A 15,368-nucleotide genomic window follows, 5' to 3' on the forward strand; every position below is an offset into this window, starting at 1 on the left:
ATTCCTCGCCGCCGAGCAGGCGCTGCAGATCCGCGCCGCAACGGACGCACATGGCGAATTCATGCTCTCCGTCGCGAAGCCGCCCGGGCATCGCGGCGTGTTCGAGCAGCCGGCAGCGTAGCGAGCGCATCAATAGCGTGCCGGGCGGGGCCGACGCGAGCCGCCGCGCGGCGGGTGGCGCAAGGAGACCGGCGGAAACGCGTACGCGCCGGCGCTGAAGCCGTTCTGGGCGGCCGCAAGCTGGGGATTCCAGATCTCAAACCGGTCGCCGGCGCCGACGACCAGCGCGACGCTCTCGATTCGGCCATGATGGCGCATCGCGGCGGGAAGGGTGAGGCCCTGCGCGCTGCGCGGCGCCACATCGACGATGCCGAGGATGCGGCGCATGCTCGCGTCGCCAACCCGCGCATCCATGCCCGAACGGGTGCGGATTTCCTGCAGGTCGGCGCGTGCATAGCCGACCAGGCATTGATCGCGTTCATGCGCGGAAAGGACCAGGGGCTCGTCGGTCGCGGGCAGGCCAAGGGCCTGGGCGGTGCTTTCGGTCAGGAGCAGATTTCCCTCTGCATCGACCTCGCAAAGTGCGCATCCGCGAAACAGCGACCCCATGTTTTACCCCTCTAACGCAACAGGTTACCCCAACTGATCGCGAACTTATCCACAGGGTTAATTCACATCAACCAAAATATCCGGACATGATGGTTAACGCCCGCAGGCCATGTCGAAACACTTCATTACGTGCCGGGAAGGAGCCAGCCTGTTAAACGCGCGTTCATCGCAAACGCGGCATCGGCTGCGGTGATCGGCTTGAACGGCGCGAGAGGGGCAACTAGAGGTGCCCCGAAAGCCCCCGCTCTTTCCCCGTTTAGGAGAGTTTCGCATGAACTTCGCTTCCAAGCTCGCGCTGGCCGCCGTGCTGTCGCTGGGCACCACTGCGCTCACCGTGGCCCCGGCTGCCGCGCAGAAGAAGGATGATAAAAAGGCCGACCCCAACGCGCTCAAGGTGAGCGACGAGTTCCGCAAGCCCGCCGGCCTCGCCGAGGCTGCGGTGAAGGCCAAGGATTGGGCCACGGCCGAGCCGCAGATCGCCGCCGCCGAAGCCGCCGCGAAGAATGACGACGAGAAATATTATTCGTCGTGGCTGCGCCTTCAGCTCGAGCTGAGCCGCGGCAATGAAGCTGCGCAGATCCCGGCACTGCAGACGCTGAGCGTCAGCCCGCGCACCAGCCCGGAAGCCAAGGCCGCCTATGCCGCGCGCCTCAACTTCCTGATGGGCAAGGCAGCCGCGTCGCAGAAGAAGCATGCCGACGTCATCAGCTACATGACCAAGGCGCGCGAAGGCGGCGAGAAGAACGTCGATATCCCGCTGATGATGGCCAACGCCTACGCGGCCACCGGCAAGAACGCCGAAGCCGCCGCGGAAGCGCGCAATGCGATCGAATATGCCAAGTCGACCGGCCAGAAGGCGCCGGAAGCATGGTACCAGTTCGCCATCCCGAAGGTGACCGCCACCGGCAACCGCGAGGCGACCTATGACTGGCTGGCTTATTACCTGAAGGACTATCCGACGGTGAAGAACTGGCGCTGGGCGATCGAAGTGCTCGGCCAGGGTGCCAAGGGCGTCGACCGCGCCGCCAAGACCGAGCGTATCGATCTGTATCGCCTGCGCCGCATCACCAACTCGCTCGCCGATCGCGGTGACTATGCCGACTATGCCTATGCCGCCCAGTCCTCGGGTCTGCCCTGGGAAGCGATCTCGGTGATCGAGGAAGGCCGCAAGAACGGCAAGCTGCCGGCGACCGATGCCGACGGCAACCGCACCTACACGGCGGCCCAGGCCGGCGTGAAGAGCAGCCCGGCGCTCGACGCGCTCGCCAAGCAGGGCGGCGCGGGCAATGGCGATGCGCTGCTGGCCGCCGGCGACAACGCCCGCGCGCTCCAGCTCTATGACGCGGCGCTCGCCAAGGGCGGTGCGGACACCAACGAGATCAACCTGCACCGCGGCATCGCGCTCCAGCGCCTCGGCCGCAAGGAAGAGGCGAAGGCGGCGTTCCAGGCGGTGAAGACCGGCCCGTTCGTCAATGTCGCGCTGCTCTGGCAGGTCTCGCTCGATACGCCGCCGCTCAGCTGAGCGCGGCCATCGGGCCCGAAACAGGAAAGGGGCGGCTTTCGGGCCGCCCCTTTTTCTTTCTCCGCCTGGATGCAGCGGATCAGGCGACCGGCACGCCGGGCAGGGCCTTGGAGGTGCGGATCGTCAGCGAAGTCTTTACATGCTCCACGTTCGGCGCCGGGGTGAGCCGCGTCGTCAGGATATGCTGGAAGCTCTGCAGGTCGGGCGCGACGATCTTGAGGATGAAGTCGATCTCGCCGTTGAGCATATGGCATTCGCGAACCTCGGGAATGTCCGCCACCATCTGCTCGAAGGCACGCAGATCCGATTCCGCCTGGCTCTTCAGGCTGACCATCGCGAAGACGGTGAGATTATAGCCAAGTGCAGCCGGATCGAGGGCGGCATGATAGCCGGTGATGGCCCCCTGTTGTTCAAGCGCACGCACGCGGCGCAGGCACGGCGGCGCCGTCAGCCCAACGCGTTCGGCAAGCTCGACATTGGTCATCCGGCCATTATCCTGAAGCAGGCCTAGAATCCGTACGTCGATATCGTCGAATCGCATTTATGTTCCTTCTGTCTTTTGATTCGTTTCCGTGTGTTGCGTTTAGACATAATATTATTACGCCGCAACGCAATTGTCCCACAATGCGACGTGCCGAAATGGACGGTTTCGAACGGGCAGCCGGCGCATTAAGGAATCGTTACGGCCCGCGTCGCGGTGCCGGGTAAAGGGTGAGCACGCGTTGCGCTTCGACGATACATTGGAGACGGTGCTCGCCTCGGACCTGAGCACGCCATATGGCGTCCAGTCCGCATGGCGACAGCTCGTCGACCTGATCGGTCGCCGTCGCGCCGTGGCCGGGCATCGCGCGATGAGCGTGCTGCGCTCGATCCGCGACTCGGTACCTTTGCCGGTACGCGCTGCCAGTGCGCGTGCACTCGAATTCGCCGATCCCCCGCCGCCGCTCGTCCGCCTGTTCGCGCTCGACGAGCTGCAGGTCGCGCTGCCGGTGCTGCGCAGCGCCCGGATGAATTCCAGCGAATGGATCCAGCTTCTTCCCGAGCTCGCGCCGGCATCGCGCGCGGTCCTCCGCAATCGGCGTGACCTGAGCCCGGTAGTGCGCCGCGCGCTCGAGAGTTTCGGGCCGATCGATTTCGTGCTGCCGGACGAGACGGTGAAGGAAGTGCCGGTCGAGTTGCCGGAGCCTGAGCCGGAAGTGGCGGCGGATCCGGAGCCTGTGCTTGTCGAGGAAGCGGTCAGCGCGATCGCGATCGACTGGTCCGAGGTCGTCGACGGGCCGCCGGCCGAAGCGGCTTCGGCTGAAATCGACGACGAGCCTCTTGCGGACGCTGTAGAGCAGGTGGCCGAGCCCGAGCAGGCGTCCGAGGACGAGGCCGAAGACACGGCCCTTGTCTATTGGAGCGCCACTGCCCCGCAGCGCCTTCCGGCGCAGGAGGCGACCCTTGCCGCCTTGCTGGCGCGCCTGCCCGAGGCGACGCAGGCGGCCGAATCAGTACCCGCCGCCGTCGAAATCCTCGATGCGGAACTGGCCGAAGCGCCGGAGCCCGTCGCCGAGCAGGTGCCTGAACCGCTGGTCGAGCCCGAGCCTGTCGTCGCGGGCGGCGAGGATGAGGATTTCTCCTTCATTGCGCTTGCCGGTCTTGCGCCGTCGATGAGTGCCGATGCTGCGCAAGCGGTAGAAGCGCCCTCGATTCCGGTCCGTGCGGTCCAATCCGGGACAGACGAGTCACCGCTTCCCGTCGAAGCGATTGCGCCACTGGAAGGCCGGGCGCAGGGTTCGGCGATGGAACATAGCGATGTCCTGGTCGCCGAAGTGCGGCAGATGGCGGCAGAAGCCGCGGGCGAGGATGACGGCACCTTCGAGATCGCCGATGTCGTCGCGAGGATCGATGCGTTCTGGCGCCATCGCGAGGAAGCCGGACCGCAGGAATTGCCGGCGCTTCGTCCTGCCGATGAATTCCGTTTCGAGACCGACGCCAAGGGCATGATCCGTTGGGTCGATGGTGTCAGCCGAGCGCCGCTTGTGGGCGTGTCGCTCGACAGTCAGTCCGTGCCGGGTGGCCCGGAAAGCTCGCGTGTCGATGGCGTTGCCGGCGGTGCCTTCCGCCGCCGTGCCGGCTTCTCCAATGCCCGCCTCTCGGTCGAGGGCGATTCGGATGCCGCGGGGGATTGGCTGATCTCGGCGATCCCGGTGTTCGATCCCTCCAACGGTCGTTTCACCGGCTATCGCGGCACGGCGCGCCGTCCGCGTGTCGATGAGCGTGCCGAGCCGCTGCGTCCGCTTGCCGGCCCGGCAATGCCCGCCGATTCCCTTCGCCAGCTGGTCCATGAGCTGCGTACGCCGACCAACGCGATCGCCGGTTTCGCCGAGATGATCGAGGCCCAGATGCTCGGGCCGGTCGGCGACGCCTATCGCGATCGTGCCCAGGTGATCCGTTCGCAGGCCCGCGAGCTGCTTGGCGCGATCGACGATCTCGATCTTGCCGCCCGTATCGACAGCGCCGCGCTGTCGCTCGTGCCGGGCCAGATCGCGCTTCGCCCGGTGCTGGCAATGATCGTCGACGACCTTGCACCCCTTGCCGAATTGCGCGGCTCGGTGGTCGCGCTGCCGATCGCGGATCTCTCGGTCATGGGGGATCGCCGTGCGGTGGAGCGGTTGCTCGCCCGCCTGCTTGCCACGCTCGTCTCGGCGAGCGGGCAAGGCGAGCGGATCGGCGTGCATGTTGCGCCCGAGGGCAAGGACATGGTGGCGATCACGATCGATCGCCCGCAGGCGCTTGCCGATTATCCCGGCGATTCGGTGCTCGATATCGATGACGAGCGCGAGGATATCACGCTGCTCGGCACCGGCTTCGCGTTGCGGCTCGCCCGCAATCTCTCCCGCGAACTGGGAGGCGCCCTCGTCATCGGCCGGGAAAGCTTGACTTTGCGGCTTCCGGCCGCCGTAAACGAGCAGGTGGGCCAAGCGCATCTGAGCTGAAATGGGGAACGGGGACCAGCAGGGCAGCGGCTATCGCGTGCCTGCGCCCGTTCCGGATGCGCGCGTGCAGTGGCCGGACGATTTCGGCACCCGCTTCACCATCTTCGTCGACACCGAGGAAGAGTTTGACTGGGGGGCGCCGCTCAGCGCCGATGCGGATGGCACGCGCCATATGGCCGCCCTGCCGCCGGTGCATGCCCGGTTCGCGGCGGCGGGCGCTGCGCTAACCTATCTGATCGACTATCCGATCGCGACCTCGCCGCTCGCGATCGAGGTGTTGCGCGAAGTGATCCGTGACGGGCGTTCCGCGATCGGCACGCAGCTTCATCCCTGGGTCAATCCTCCGCATGTCGAGGACGTGAACGGGTTCAACAGCTTCACCGGCAATCTCCCGCTCGAGCTGCAGCGGGCCAAGCTGGTGGCGCTCACCGAAGCCGTGGAACGTGCAGCCGGGCGCCGGCCGCTTGTCTATCGTGCGGGGCGCTATGGGATCGGGCCGGATACGCCGGCGCTTCTGGCCGAGCTTGGCTATCGGATCGATAGCTCGATGCGCTCGGCCTATGATTATTCGGACGAGGGCGGTCCTGATTTCTCGGCGGTGCCGAATGATGCCTTCCGGATCGGTTCGCTGATCGAGCTGCCGTTCACCACGGTGTTCACCGGCCGAATGCGGCGGGGCGGGGCGGCGCTGCACCGCGGGCTGGGGCGGTTGCCGCATGGCATCGGCGTAGCGTCCCGGCTTGGGCTTCTCTCGCGTGTCGCGCTGACGCCCGAGGACATGCCGCTCGGCGAGGCCAAGGAAGCGATACGGGTCGCGGTGGGTGAGGGGCTGCGGCTGCTGAACTTCGCCTTCCATTCTCCCTCGGTAGAGCCCGGTCATACGCCTTATGTCCGGACCGAAGCCGATCTGGCGGCGTTCCTGCGGTGGTGGGACGAAGTGCTGGCGCTGCTCGACAGGCTGGGGGTGCGCTCGGCATCTGTGGACGAGATTGTCGCGGCGGCTTGCAGGCCGGCCTGAGGTTCCGCTAGGGCCGTCTTGCTGGGGGCCTGTAGCTCAATTGGTTAGAGCTGGCCGCTCATAACGGCTAGGTTGCGGGTTCAAGTCCTGCCGGGCCCACCAGCAACTGCTTGCGTGCCCGGCCCCAAGGCCCTAGGGCCGCGATCCGCGTCGGGGAGTGGCGCAGTCTGGTAGCGCGCCTGCTTTGGGAGCAGGATGTCGCAGGTTCGAATCCTGTCTCCCCGACCATTTTCCCGGATTTCAGTCCGGATCCGTTTCGGCTGCGACCCGCGCCGGACCGCTGTCTGCCTTGCCGTCGAGCGCGCGCTGCAGCGCGTCGCGGTCGAGCCGGCCTTCCCAGCGCGCCACCACGATCGTCGCCACGGCGTTGCCGATGAAGTTGGTCAGGCTGCGGCATTCGCTCATGAAGCGGTCGACGCCGAGGATCAGCGCCATGCCTGCCACGGGGATCGAGGGCACGACCATCAGCGTCGCCGCCAGCGTCGCGAAGCCGGCGCCGGTGACGCCGGCTGCACCCTTGGAAGTGAGCATCGCGGTGCCGAGCAGGATCAGCTGTTCGCCCAGCGACAGGTGCACGCCCGTGGCCTGGGCGATGAACAGCGCGGCCAGCGTCATGTAGATGTTGGTGCCGTCGAGGTTGAACGAATAGCCGGCGGGCACGACCACGCCGACCACTTCCTTGTCGCAGCCGGCGCGCTCGAGCTTGTCGATCAGCGCGGGCAGGGCGGCTTCGGAGGAGGAGGCGCCGAGGACGAGGAGGAGCTCGGCCTTGAGGTAGCGCAGCAGCTTGAGGATCGAGAAGCCCGCCAGCCAGCCGACAAGGCCCAGGACGACGAGCACGAACAGCGCCGAGGTGGCATAGAAGGTCGCGACCAGGCCGCCGAGGTTCCACAGCGCGCCCAGGCCGTGCTTGCCGATGGTGAAGGCCATGGCGCCGAACGCGCCGACGGGCGCCGCGCGCATCAGGATCGCGACAAGGCGGAACACGACGGTGCCGAGCTGCTCCAGCAGGTCGAGCAGCGGGCGGACGCGTTCGCCGAGCCCCGCCAGCGCCACGCCGAACAGGATGGCCACGAACAATACCTGCAGGATCGAGCCGCTCGTCAGCGCGGAGGCGAGGGTGGTGGGGATGATTGCGAGCAGGAAGCCCTGGACCGTCGTCTCGTGCGCTTGCTTCTCGAAGCCAACCACCTTGGCCTCGCTCAGGCTGTGGGGATCGATATGCATGCTCGCCCCGGGCTGGACGAGATGGGCGACGATCAGGCCGAGGATCAGGGCCAGCGTGGAGAAGAACAGGAAATAGGCGAGGGCCTTGATCACCACCCGGCCGAGCGAGCCCAGCTCGCGGGCGCCGGCGATGCCGGTGACCAGGGTAAGGAAGATGACCGGCGCGATGATCATCTTGACCAGGTTGACGAAGGCGATGCCCAGCCACTCCAGCGATGCGCCGAATGCGGGCCAGATTGCGCCGACCAGCACGCCCGCCGCGATGGCGATCAGTACCTGGACATAGAGCATTTGCCACCAGCGCTGCGGCCTGGCTGGCTGTTCGGCAAAGCTGGTCGTGACTGCGCCCATTCTCAATCCTCCCCCCACATCCGCACCGGCATAGCGGAGCGCGCGATGGGCCCAAACGGAAAAGGACGCCCCCTTGCGGGAGCGTCCTTCTATCTCTCGGTCCGACCAGAGGCCGGGTGCCGAACAGAGATCAGTGGGCGTTCGCCTCGGCGGCGTCGGCCTTGTTCTCTTCCACGTTCGCGGCGTTCTCGAGAACGGCCTCGGCAGCGGCGTTGGTGGTGTTGTCGGCAGCGGCCTCATAGGCAGCGGCGTTCGCAGCAGCGTCCGCAGCGACGTTCTCGGCGGTGGTGTTGGTGGTGGCGCCACCGCAAGCCGCGAGCGACATCAGGCCGGCGGTCGCAGCAACAATGAGGATCTTCTTCATGTGGTGCTCCTAAAGGAACTCAAACGTTTCGCATCCGGCCCGATTAGCCGTCGCGAACCGTTGGCATAGCGGTCGTTGCGTTTGCGTCAATCGCAAATTCACCCACTGGCAAAATTTAGGACATTTTTTTGCCTAAATCTTGCCAGTTAGCGGCCATCAATGAGTGGGCCCGCCATTCGGTTCCCTCACTCGCCCTCACCCTTGGGGATCGGGCCGATATCCTCGGGAGCGTTGGCGGTCACCGCGAGCATCGCGGTCCAGGCTGCCACATTCTGGCGCAGCTGCACCGGATCGATCTTGTCGAGCGTGTCGTCGGGCGTGTGGTGATAATCGAAATAGCGCAGGCCCGACTGGGAAAGATCGACCACGCCGACACCGGTATTGATCACCGGCCCGACATCGGTGCCGCCATGCGCGGTGCCGCGTCCGCGGGAGATGCCGAGCGGCGCAAGCACGGTGGCGAGGCGATCGGCGATCGGCTTGGCGCCCGCGGGCAGGTTTACCTCGAATTTCCAGACGCGGTCGGCGCCGAAATCCGATTCCTGCGCCAGGACATGGCGCTCGTTCGCATGCGCCTTGGCATAGGCCGCGCCGCCAAAGCCACCCGGTTCCTCCGCGCCGAACCAGACGACCCGGATCGTACGCTTCGGCTGGCCGGCGTCCATGATCCGCTTGGCGGCGGCAGTGGTGATCGCCACGCCCGAGGCATCGTCAATGGCGCCGGTGCCGAGATCCCAGCTGTCGAGATGGCCGCCGATCAGGATGATCCCGGCCGAAGGATCGCTGCCCGGAACATCGGCGATGACGTTGCCCGATTCGGCCTCACCCTTCATGCCCGCGGTGATCTGCACGCGCAGTTTCACCGGCCCGCGCTTGAGCAGCCGCTCGAGTTGATCGGAATCCGGGAGGCTGAGGGCGGCGGCGCCGATGGGATTCACACCTGCGGCCCAGCTTGTCACGCCGGTGTGCGGATTCCGATGATAATCGGTGCCAATCGAGCGGATCAGGATCGCCGCGGCGCCCTTGCTCGCCGCAATGCTCGGCCCCGCGCGGCGGGCGCCGCCGAAATAGCCGTATTGCGAGCCATCCTGCGTCGGCGTCATCGAATTGCCGACATAGACGATCTTGCCCTTCACCGCCGCGGCAGGCGCCGCCTGGAGATCGGCGAGCGTGGCAAAGGCGACGACTTCGGCCTCGATCGGCTTCGGACCCGTCGAGCCCGAATTGCCGAGCGCCGCGATGGCGAGCTTCTGCGCGGCGCCGCCCAGCACTTCGGCGGTCTCGATCCCGCGCTCCCACAGCGGCATCTTGTACGTCTCGATATGGACGTTCTTGAAGCCGAGCGCCGTGAGCTTCTTCACCGCCCAGGCACGCGCCCGCGCCTCGGCCTCGGTCGCGGCGAGGCGCTGGCCGACTTCGGTGGTAAGCCCCTCGGTGATCTCCCAGGCGAGATTGTCGCTCAAGGCGGCGTCGCGCAGCGCCACGGGATCGTGCGCGGCGCTCTGGGCCAGAGCGGGGAAGGGCAGGGCGAGGGCGGCGACGGCCGCGAGCAGGGTGCGCTTGGTCATGGCCGGCGACGCTAACCGCCCCCGAAACATTCGGCAATGCGCCGACGGTTTCCACGGCATTTCCGATGCCGTCACGGGCCGATATTCAACCAGCTGGTTGACCAATTCGTTGAATCCCTTGAATCGTTTACACGTGTGGCCGGCACGCAACCGGATCGGTTGAATCAGTGCCGCCGCTGCCCGCCGGAGGGCAGCAGAGGATATCCTACATTGCAAGCGGGGCGTTCCGACGCGCCCGCGTTGCCAATTGACCGTCCGCTCGCTACATCGCCGCCAAACTTCCTGCATATCCAGACCTGCGAACGGAGACCGCCACGTGGCCGCCCAATACGCCTTCGTCATGAAGGACATGACCAAGACCTTCCCCGGCGCTCCCAAGCCGGTGCTCAACAACATCAACCTGCAATTCTACCAGGGTGCCAAGATCGGCATCGTCGGCCCGAACGGCGCCGGCAAGTCGACCCTGATGAAGATCATGGCAGGCATCGACAAGGACTTCTCGGGCGAGGCCTGGCCGGGTGAGAACATCACCGTCGGCTACCTGCCGCAGGAGCCCGAGCTCGATCCGACGAAGAACGTGCTCGAGAACGTCAAGGACGGCGCCCGCGAAGTCGCCGACATGGTCGATCGCTTCAACGCGATCTCGGCCGAGATGGGCGATCCCAAGGATGACACCGATTTCGACGCCCTGATGGAAGAGATGGGCACGCTCCAGGAGAAGATCGACGCGGTCGACGGCTGGACGCTCGACAACCAGCTCGAGATCGCGATGGAAGCGCTGCGCTGCCCGCCGTCGGACTGGGAAGTCGCCAACCTTTCGGGCGGTGAAAAGCGCCGCATCGCGCTTACCCGCCTGCTGATCCAGAAGCCGTCGATCCTGCTGCTCGACGAACCGACCAACCATCTCGACGCCGAGAGCGTCGAGTGGCTGGAAAACCACCTCAAGGAATATGCCGGCGCGGTGCTGATGATCACCCACGACCGCTACTTCCTGGACAATGTCGTCGGCTGGATCCTGGAAATCGACCGCGGCAAGTACTTCCCGTACGAGGGCAACTACTCGACCTATCTCGAGAAGAAGGCCAAGCGCCTCGAGCAGGAGGACCGCGAGGAGTCCGGTCGCCAGAAGGCGATCAAGGACGAGCTCGAGTGGATTCGCCAGGGCCCGAAGGGTCGCCAGACCAAGTCGAAGGCGCGTATCGCCAAGTTCGACCAGCTGGTCGAAGCGCAGCAGAACCGCGCGCCCGGCAAGGCCCAGATCGTCATCCAGGTGCCCGAGCGCCTGGGCGGCAAGGTGATCGAAGTGGAGAACATCTCCAAGGCGTACGGCGACAAGCTGCTGTTCGAGAACCTCTCGTTCACGCTGCCCGCCGGCGGCATCGTCGGCGTGATCGGCCCGAACGGCGCCGGCAAGTCGACGCTGTTCAAGATGATCACCGGCCAGGAGACCCCGGACACCGGCACCATCGAGATGGGCTCGACCGTGCGCCTGGGCTATGTCGACCAGAGCCGCGATCACCTCGACCCGACCAAGAATGTCTGGGAAGAGATCTCGGACGGCCTGGATTACATGAAGGTCAACGGCCACGACGCCTCGACCCGTGCCTATGTGGGTGCCTTCAACTTCAAGGGCGCCGACCAGCAGAAGAATGTCGGCAAGCTGTCGGGCGGTGAGCGCAACCGCGTCAACATCGCCAAGATGCTCAAGAAGGGCGGCAACGTGCTGCTGCTCGACGAACCGACCAACGACCTCGACGTCGAAACGCTGGGCGCGCTGGAAGAGGCTATCGAGAATTTCGCGGGCTGCGCCGTGGTCATCAGCCACGATCGCTTCTTCCTCGATCGTCTCGCCACGCACATCCTCGCCTTCGAAGGCAACAGCCATGTCGAATGGTTCGAGGGCAATTTCGAAGCCTATGAGGAAGACAAGCGCCGTCGCCTGGGCGATGCCGCCGATCGTCCGACCGCACTGGCCTACAAGAAGCTGACGCGCTGATCGGCGTGCCGATCACTTATGAACGCTTCGAGGGCGCGGTGGCAGATGCCGCCGCGCCCTTGCTGCATCTGTGCCATGCGGTCTTCCCCGATTTCACGGATGGGTATCTGCTCGACCGGCTGGCGCGGCTGGAGGACCCGCTGCTCTGGCTGGCGATCGAGAATGGCAGCTGGAAGGGGTTCAAGCTCAGCTATCGGCGCGGCGATGCGCTGCTCTACAGCTGGCTGGGCGGCGTGGTGCCCGAATTGCGGGGGCGGGGCGTGGCTTCCGAGCTGATGCGACGGCAGCATGCGGATGCCGCCATGCTCGGCTATCGCTTCGCCGAGACCCGTACCCGGGCGGCGAACAATCCGATGATCCTGCTCAATCTGCGTCACGGATTCCAGATTGCCGGCTTCGAAAACGACACGAACGGCATGCCGGTAGTGATCCAGCGCAAGCCGTTGCGTTAATACGTAAAATACGGGTTTTCTGGAGGTTGCACGACCGGCGAAGGCCCGGATTTCTCGTTTCAGAAATGTTTCGCAACAGAGCCAGGGCCGCAAGAATTCCTATAAATTCCGGGAAACATCTTATTTTCCGGAGTTCAACCATGACGCTGAAGCAGAAGCTGCTTTCCGCCCTGGTGATGTTGGGGGTCGTGCTCGGCGCCGTCATCGCAGGCTTTTCCTGGTCCGCGGCGACCAGCCGCCAGGCGCTGCACACCGTGCTCGCCGATCGCGTGATCCCGCTGAAGGACCTCAAGCTCGTCGCGGACAGCTATGCGGTGCACATCGTCGATGCGGCGCACAAGGCGCGCAACGGCAATATCAGCTACGCGCAGGCACTGGAGAATATCCAGAAGGGCAAGACCGATCTCGATGCGGCCTGGAAGCGCTATGCCGCGACCGATGCGACGCCCGACGAGGAAGCGCTGGCCAAGCAGGCCGAAGACGCCATGGCAAAGGCGAATGACGGCATCGGCCGGCTGGAAGCGATGCTGCGTGCCGGCGATCGCGAAGGGATCGACAAGTTCGTCGCCACCGAACTCTATACCGATGTCGATCCGGTTTCGGATACCGTCGGCAAGCTGGTTACCATGCAGATCAGCATCGCCAGCGACGTGACCACCGATGCGCTGGGCTGGGCCAATGTCGCCACCGGCATCGTGGTCGCGCTGGGCCTGATTGCGCTCGCGGTGCTGGGCGGCGCCTTCTACATGGTCACCCGCAAGGTGGTGGCGCCGATCAAGGGCCTGGCCGAGGTGATCCATGGCATGGCGCGCTCCAGCGGGACGACCCAGGTGCCGCATACCGACCAGGCTGACGAGATCGGCGATATCGCCCGTGCGGTCGATGCCTATCTCGAATCGGTGATCGCCAAGGAGCGCGACGCGGCGGCCGCCGCCGCCGAGACGCAGCGCATCGTCACCACGGCGCTGAGCCAGGGGCTGTCGGCGCTGGCCGAAGGCGACCTGACCGAGGAAATCCGCGTGGCCTTCCCGGAGAGCTATGCGACGCTCAAGACCAACTTCAACAGCGCGCTGACCGCGCTGCGCACGCTGATCGCCACGGTCAACGAAGGCGCGGCGGCGATTCAGACCGGCTCGCACGAGATCGCCCAGGCTTCGGAAGACCTGGCGCGACGGACCGAAGGCAATGCCGCCAGCCTCGAGGAAACCTCGGCTGCGCTCAGCCAGATGGACGAGCGGCTGCGCGGCACCGCCCGGGCGGCGAACGAGACGGTGCGCAGCGCCGATGAGGCGATCCGCGTGGTCGGTGATGGCCGCTCGCTCGCCGAGCAGGCAGTCACGGCGATGGGCCGGGTCAGCGAAAGCGCCCGCGGCATCGACGACGTGATCGAGGGCCTCGACAAGATCGCGTTCCAGACGCGGGTGCTCGCGATGAACGCCGCGGTGGAAGCCGGGCGCGCCGGCGAGGCCGGTCGTGGCTTCGCGGTGGTCGCCGACCTGGTCTCGGCGCTGGCGATGCGGGCGGAAGAAGAAGCCAAGCGCGCCCGCGAACAGCTGACCCTGACCCAGGACGAGGTCAGCACGGCGGTCGATGCGGTGCAGCGCATGGACACGGCGCTGGAGGCGATTTCGGGCGGCGTGGGCGCGGTCCACAAGCTGCTCGACGCCATGGCGGCGGACAACCAGGCCCAGTCGACCGCGATCACCCAGATCGTCACCGCGGTGAACGAGATGGACCAGTCGACCCAGCAGAATGCGGCGATGGTCGAAGAGACTTCGGCTGCCTCGCGCAACCTGGCCGAGGAAGTCGGCAACCTGGCCGAACAGGCCGGTCGCTTCCGCACCGGGGACGGTGCTTCGGCTTCCGCGCCGCGCGGCAAGGTGGTCCAGCTCCACAGCGTGGCTGCCTGAGGATCCACCCGGGGGATCGTTCGCCGCCTAGAAGCGGCGGGCGATCCCCATATAGAGCTCGGCATCCGGGCTGGCATGGTTGAGCCCGGCGACGGCGCCGATGTCGAACTGCAGGTTCGAGCGGGGCTGCCAGGCGAAGGACAGGCTGGCGAGCGCCTGGGTGGCGTGGCCGGCGGCGTCCTCGTCGCGGATCGCCTGGAATTCGAGCGCGCTGGTCAGCGACTTTGCCAGCGTGGCGCTGATGCCGGCCGCGCTGCCATAGGCGAGATGGCGGCCATGCCGGTCGCTGTCGACCGCGGCATCGACTTCGGGGGTAAGCGAGAGGCTCAGCGTGTCGTTCAGGCTGTAGCTGAGCGGCACCACCAGGCCGGCCCCCCAGTCGCCCGCGCCGATCGTCGCGCCGCCCGTCGGCAGGCTGGCATAGGGCATGATGGCGGCGGCGAAGCCCGAACCGTCGGGATGCGAGAGATTGTGGCGGACGGCGAGGGTGGTGTCGCCCACGCCGCTACCGTGGGTGACGGTGCCGGCGATGCGATCATGGGTGCGCACGGTGCCGAGCGCGGTCCAGCCGAGCTGGACTTCGGTGTTCGAGGTGACGCCGTAGCGGAGCAGCAGGTCGCCGAAGGTGAAACTGTCGGTGCGCTGGCTCGCGTCGCGGTCGAGCGACCAGTCGGCCAGGCCGCTCTCGACGATCAGATGCCCCTGGTCGACGGTGCAGGCGGGCGTGTCGAGGCCGGGCCGGTCCGGGCAGAGCGGGCGCAGGTCCTGCGCATGGGCGGCAGTGGCGGCGAGCAGGGCAGCGGCGAGACTCATCGGAAGGCGCATGGGAGGTCCATAGCGCCTTCCGGGAGAGAAGTGGACACCGGCCGTGGAATCGTCCTGCACGGCCGGCCCTGGACGGATCAGCCCTTCTTGGCGGTCAGCGCGTCCACGCTCCACGAACCGCCGCCGGCGGCCGCGAAGAACAGGAAGATGAAGCAGTAGAGCATGATCGCCTCGCCGCCGTTCACCGCCGGGAAGAAGCCCTGCGGCGCGTGGACGAGGAAATAGCCGACCGCGCACATGCCGGAAGCGATGAACGCCACCGGACGGGTGAACAGGCCGATCAGCAGCAGCGCGCCGCCGACCAGCTCGATCACGCCGGCTGCGGTGAGCAGGCCGTTGAGCGGATAGGGGAAGGGGGGCACGCCGAAGAACTTGGAAAGGCCATGCTGCAGGAAGCCGAGACCGGCGACGATGCGCAGGACGCTCAGCAGCTTGTCGGACCAGCTTGCGGGAATGGGCATGAGGTTTTCTCCTCGACCGGCGCGCGTCCTTGCGAGCCGTTTCGAGGCTGAAATGTTTCACTTCATGTCCGAACGGTCAACCGA

Annotated in this window: 13 protein-coding genes and 2 tRNA genes; 8 read left to right on the forward strand and 7 right to left on the reverse strand. The window is 66.3% G+C overall.

Annotation, left to right across the window (positions count from 1 at the left end; all coding sequences use genetic code 11):
- Nucleotides 1–129: 129 nt before the first annotated feature.
- The gene (locus tag O3305_RS03045; protein WP_269575086.1) at nt 130–609 is read right to left on the reverse strand and encodes a hypothetical protein; all 480 of its coding nucleotides are present in this window, start codon (nt 607–609) and stop codon (nt 130–132) included.
- A 271-nt stretch (nt 610–880) separates the two neighbouring features.
- Here O3305_RS03045 and O3305_RS03050 point away from each other — a divergent pair, with 271 nt between their 5' ends.
- Nucleotides 881–2,131, forward strand: a complete 1,251-nt coding sequence (locus O3305_RS03050) for a tetratricopeptide repeat protein (RefSeq protein WP_269575087.1) — start codon at nt 881–883, stop codon at nt 2,129–2,131.
- Between the two features lie 79 nt (nt 2,132–2,210).
- Here the strand turns inward: O3305_RS03050 and O3305_RS03055 are convergent, their stop codons facing one another.
- Nucleotides 2,211–2,672, reverse strand: a complete 462-nt coding sequence (locus O3305_RS03055; RefSeq protein ID WP_183995261.1) for an Lrp/AsnC family transcriptional regulator — start codon at nt 2,670–2,672, stop codon at nt 2,211–2,213.
- Between the two features lie 181 nt (nt 2,673–2,853).
- Here O3305_RS03055 and O3305_RS03060 point away from each other — a divergent pair, with 181 nt between their 5' ends.
- The 4 genes from O3305_RS03060 to O3305_RS03075 all read left to right on the forward strand — a co-directional run bounded on the left by O3305_RS03060 (nt 2,854) and on the right by O3305_RS03075 (nt 6,358).
- Nucleotides 2,854–5,112, forward strand: coding sequence for a histidine kinase dimerization/phospho-acceptor domain-containing protein (locus tag O3305_RS03060; RefSeq protein WP_269575088.1), 2,259 nt, complete (start codon nt 2,854–2,856; stop codon nt 5,110–5,112).
- Nucleotide 5,113: 1 nt separating this feature from the next.
- A complete protein-coding gene (locus tag O3305_RS03065) occupies nt 5,114–6,130 on the forward strand; it encodes a polysaccharide deacetylase family protein (RefSeq protein WP_269575089.1) in 1,017 nt (338 codons plus the stop codon).
- A 25-nt stretch (nt 6,131–6,155) separates the two neighbouring features.
- Nucleotides 6,156–6,232: transfer RNA gene (locus tag O3305_RS03070), tRNA-Ile, on the forward strand.
- 49 nt (nt 6,233–6,281) lie between these two features.
- A tRNA-Pro gene (locus O3305_RS03075) sits at nt 6,282–6,358 on the forward strand.
- Between the two features lie 12 nt (nt 6,359–6,370).
- Here the strand turns inward: O3305_RS03075 and dctA are convergent.
- The 3 genes from dctA to O3305_RS03090 form a co-directional block, all read right to left on the reverse strand.
- Nucleotides 6,371–7,708 carry a C4-dicarboxylate transporter DctA gene (gene dctA / locus O3305_RS03080; protein WP_269575090.1) on the reverse strand — a complete coding sequence of 446 codons (1,338 nt, stop codon included), beginning with the start codon at nt 7,706–7,708 and terminating at the stop codon, nt 6,371–6,373.
- 130 nt (nt 7,709–7,838) lie between these two features.
- On the reverse strand, nt 7,839–8,072 hold the full coding sequence (locus tag O3305_RS03085) for a hypothetical protein (protein WP_269575091.1): 234 nt from the start codon (nt 8,070–8,072) through the stop codon (nt 7,839–7,841).
- A gap of 185 nt (nt 8,073–8,257) precedes the next feature.
- Entirely contained in the window at nt 8,258–9,640 is a 1,383-nt protein-coding gene (locus O3305_RS03090) for a M20/M25/M40 family metallo-hydrolase (protein ID WP_269575092.1), read from the reverse strand.
- A 316-nt stretch (nt 9,641–9,956) separates the two neighbouring features.
- On the opposite strand from O3305_RS03090, the gene ettA reads away from it, so the two are divergent.
- The 3 genes from ettA to O3305_RS03105 all read left to right on the forward strand — a co-directional run bounded on the left by ettA (nt 9,957) and on the right by O3305_RS03105 (nt 13,998).
- Nucleotides 9,957–11,636, forward strand: coding sequence for an energy-dependent translational throttle protein EttA (gene ettA / locus O3305_RS03095; RefSeq protein ID WP_184166778.1), 1,680 nt, complete (start codon nt 9,957–9,959; stop codon nt 11,634–11,636).
- A 5-nt stretch (nt 11,637–11,641) separates the two neighbouring features.
- The gene (locus O3305_RS03100; RefSeq protein WP_269575093.1) at nt 11,642–12,088 is read left to right on the forward strand and encodes a GNAT family N-acetyltransferase; all 447 of its coding nucleotides are present in this window, start codon (nt 11,642–11,644) and stop codon (nt 12,086–12,088) included.
- 140 nt (nt 12,089–12,228) lie between these two features.
- Nucleotides 12,229–13,998, forward strand: coding sequence for a methyl-accepting chemotaxis protein (locus O3305_RS03105; RefSeq protein ID WP_269575094.1), 1,770 nt, complete (start codon nt 12,229–12,231; stop codon nt 13,996–13,998).
- 27 nt (nt 13,999–14,025) lie between these two features.
- Here the strand turns inward: O3305_RS03105 and O3305_RS03110 are convergent, their stop codons facing one another.
- The gene (locus O3305_RS03110) at nt 14,026–14,823 is read right to left on the reverse strand and encodes a transporter (RefSeq protein WP_269575095.1); all 798 of its coding nucleotides are present in this window, start codon (nt 14,821–14,823) and stop codon (nt 14,026–14,028) included.
- A gap of 77 nt (nt 14,824–14,900) precedes the next feature.
- A complete protein-coding gene (locus O3305_RS03115; protein WP_269575096.1) occupies nt 14,901–15,284 on the reverse strand; it encodes a DoxX family protein in 384 nt (127 codons plus the stop codon).
- Nucleotides 15,285–15,368: the final 84 nt, after the last annotated feature.

The organism is Sphingomonas sp. NIBR02145, from assembly GCF_027359115.1.
GTDB classification, from domain to species: domain Bacteria; phylum Pseudomonadota; class Alphaproteobacteria; order Sphingomonadales; family Sphingomonadaceae; genus Sphingomonas; species Sphingomonas kyeonggiensis_A.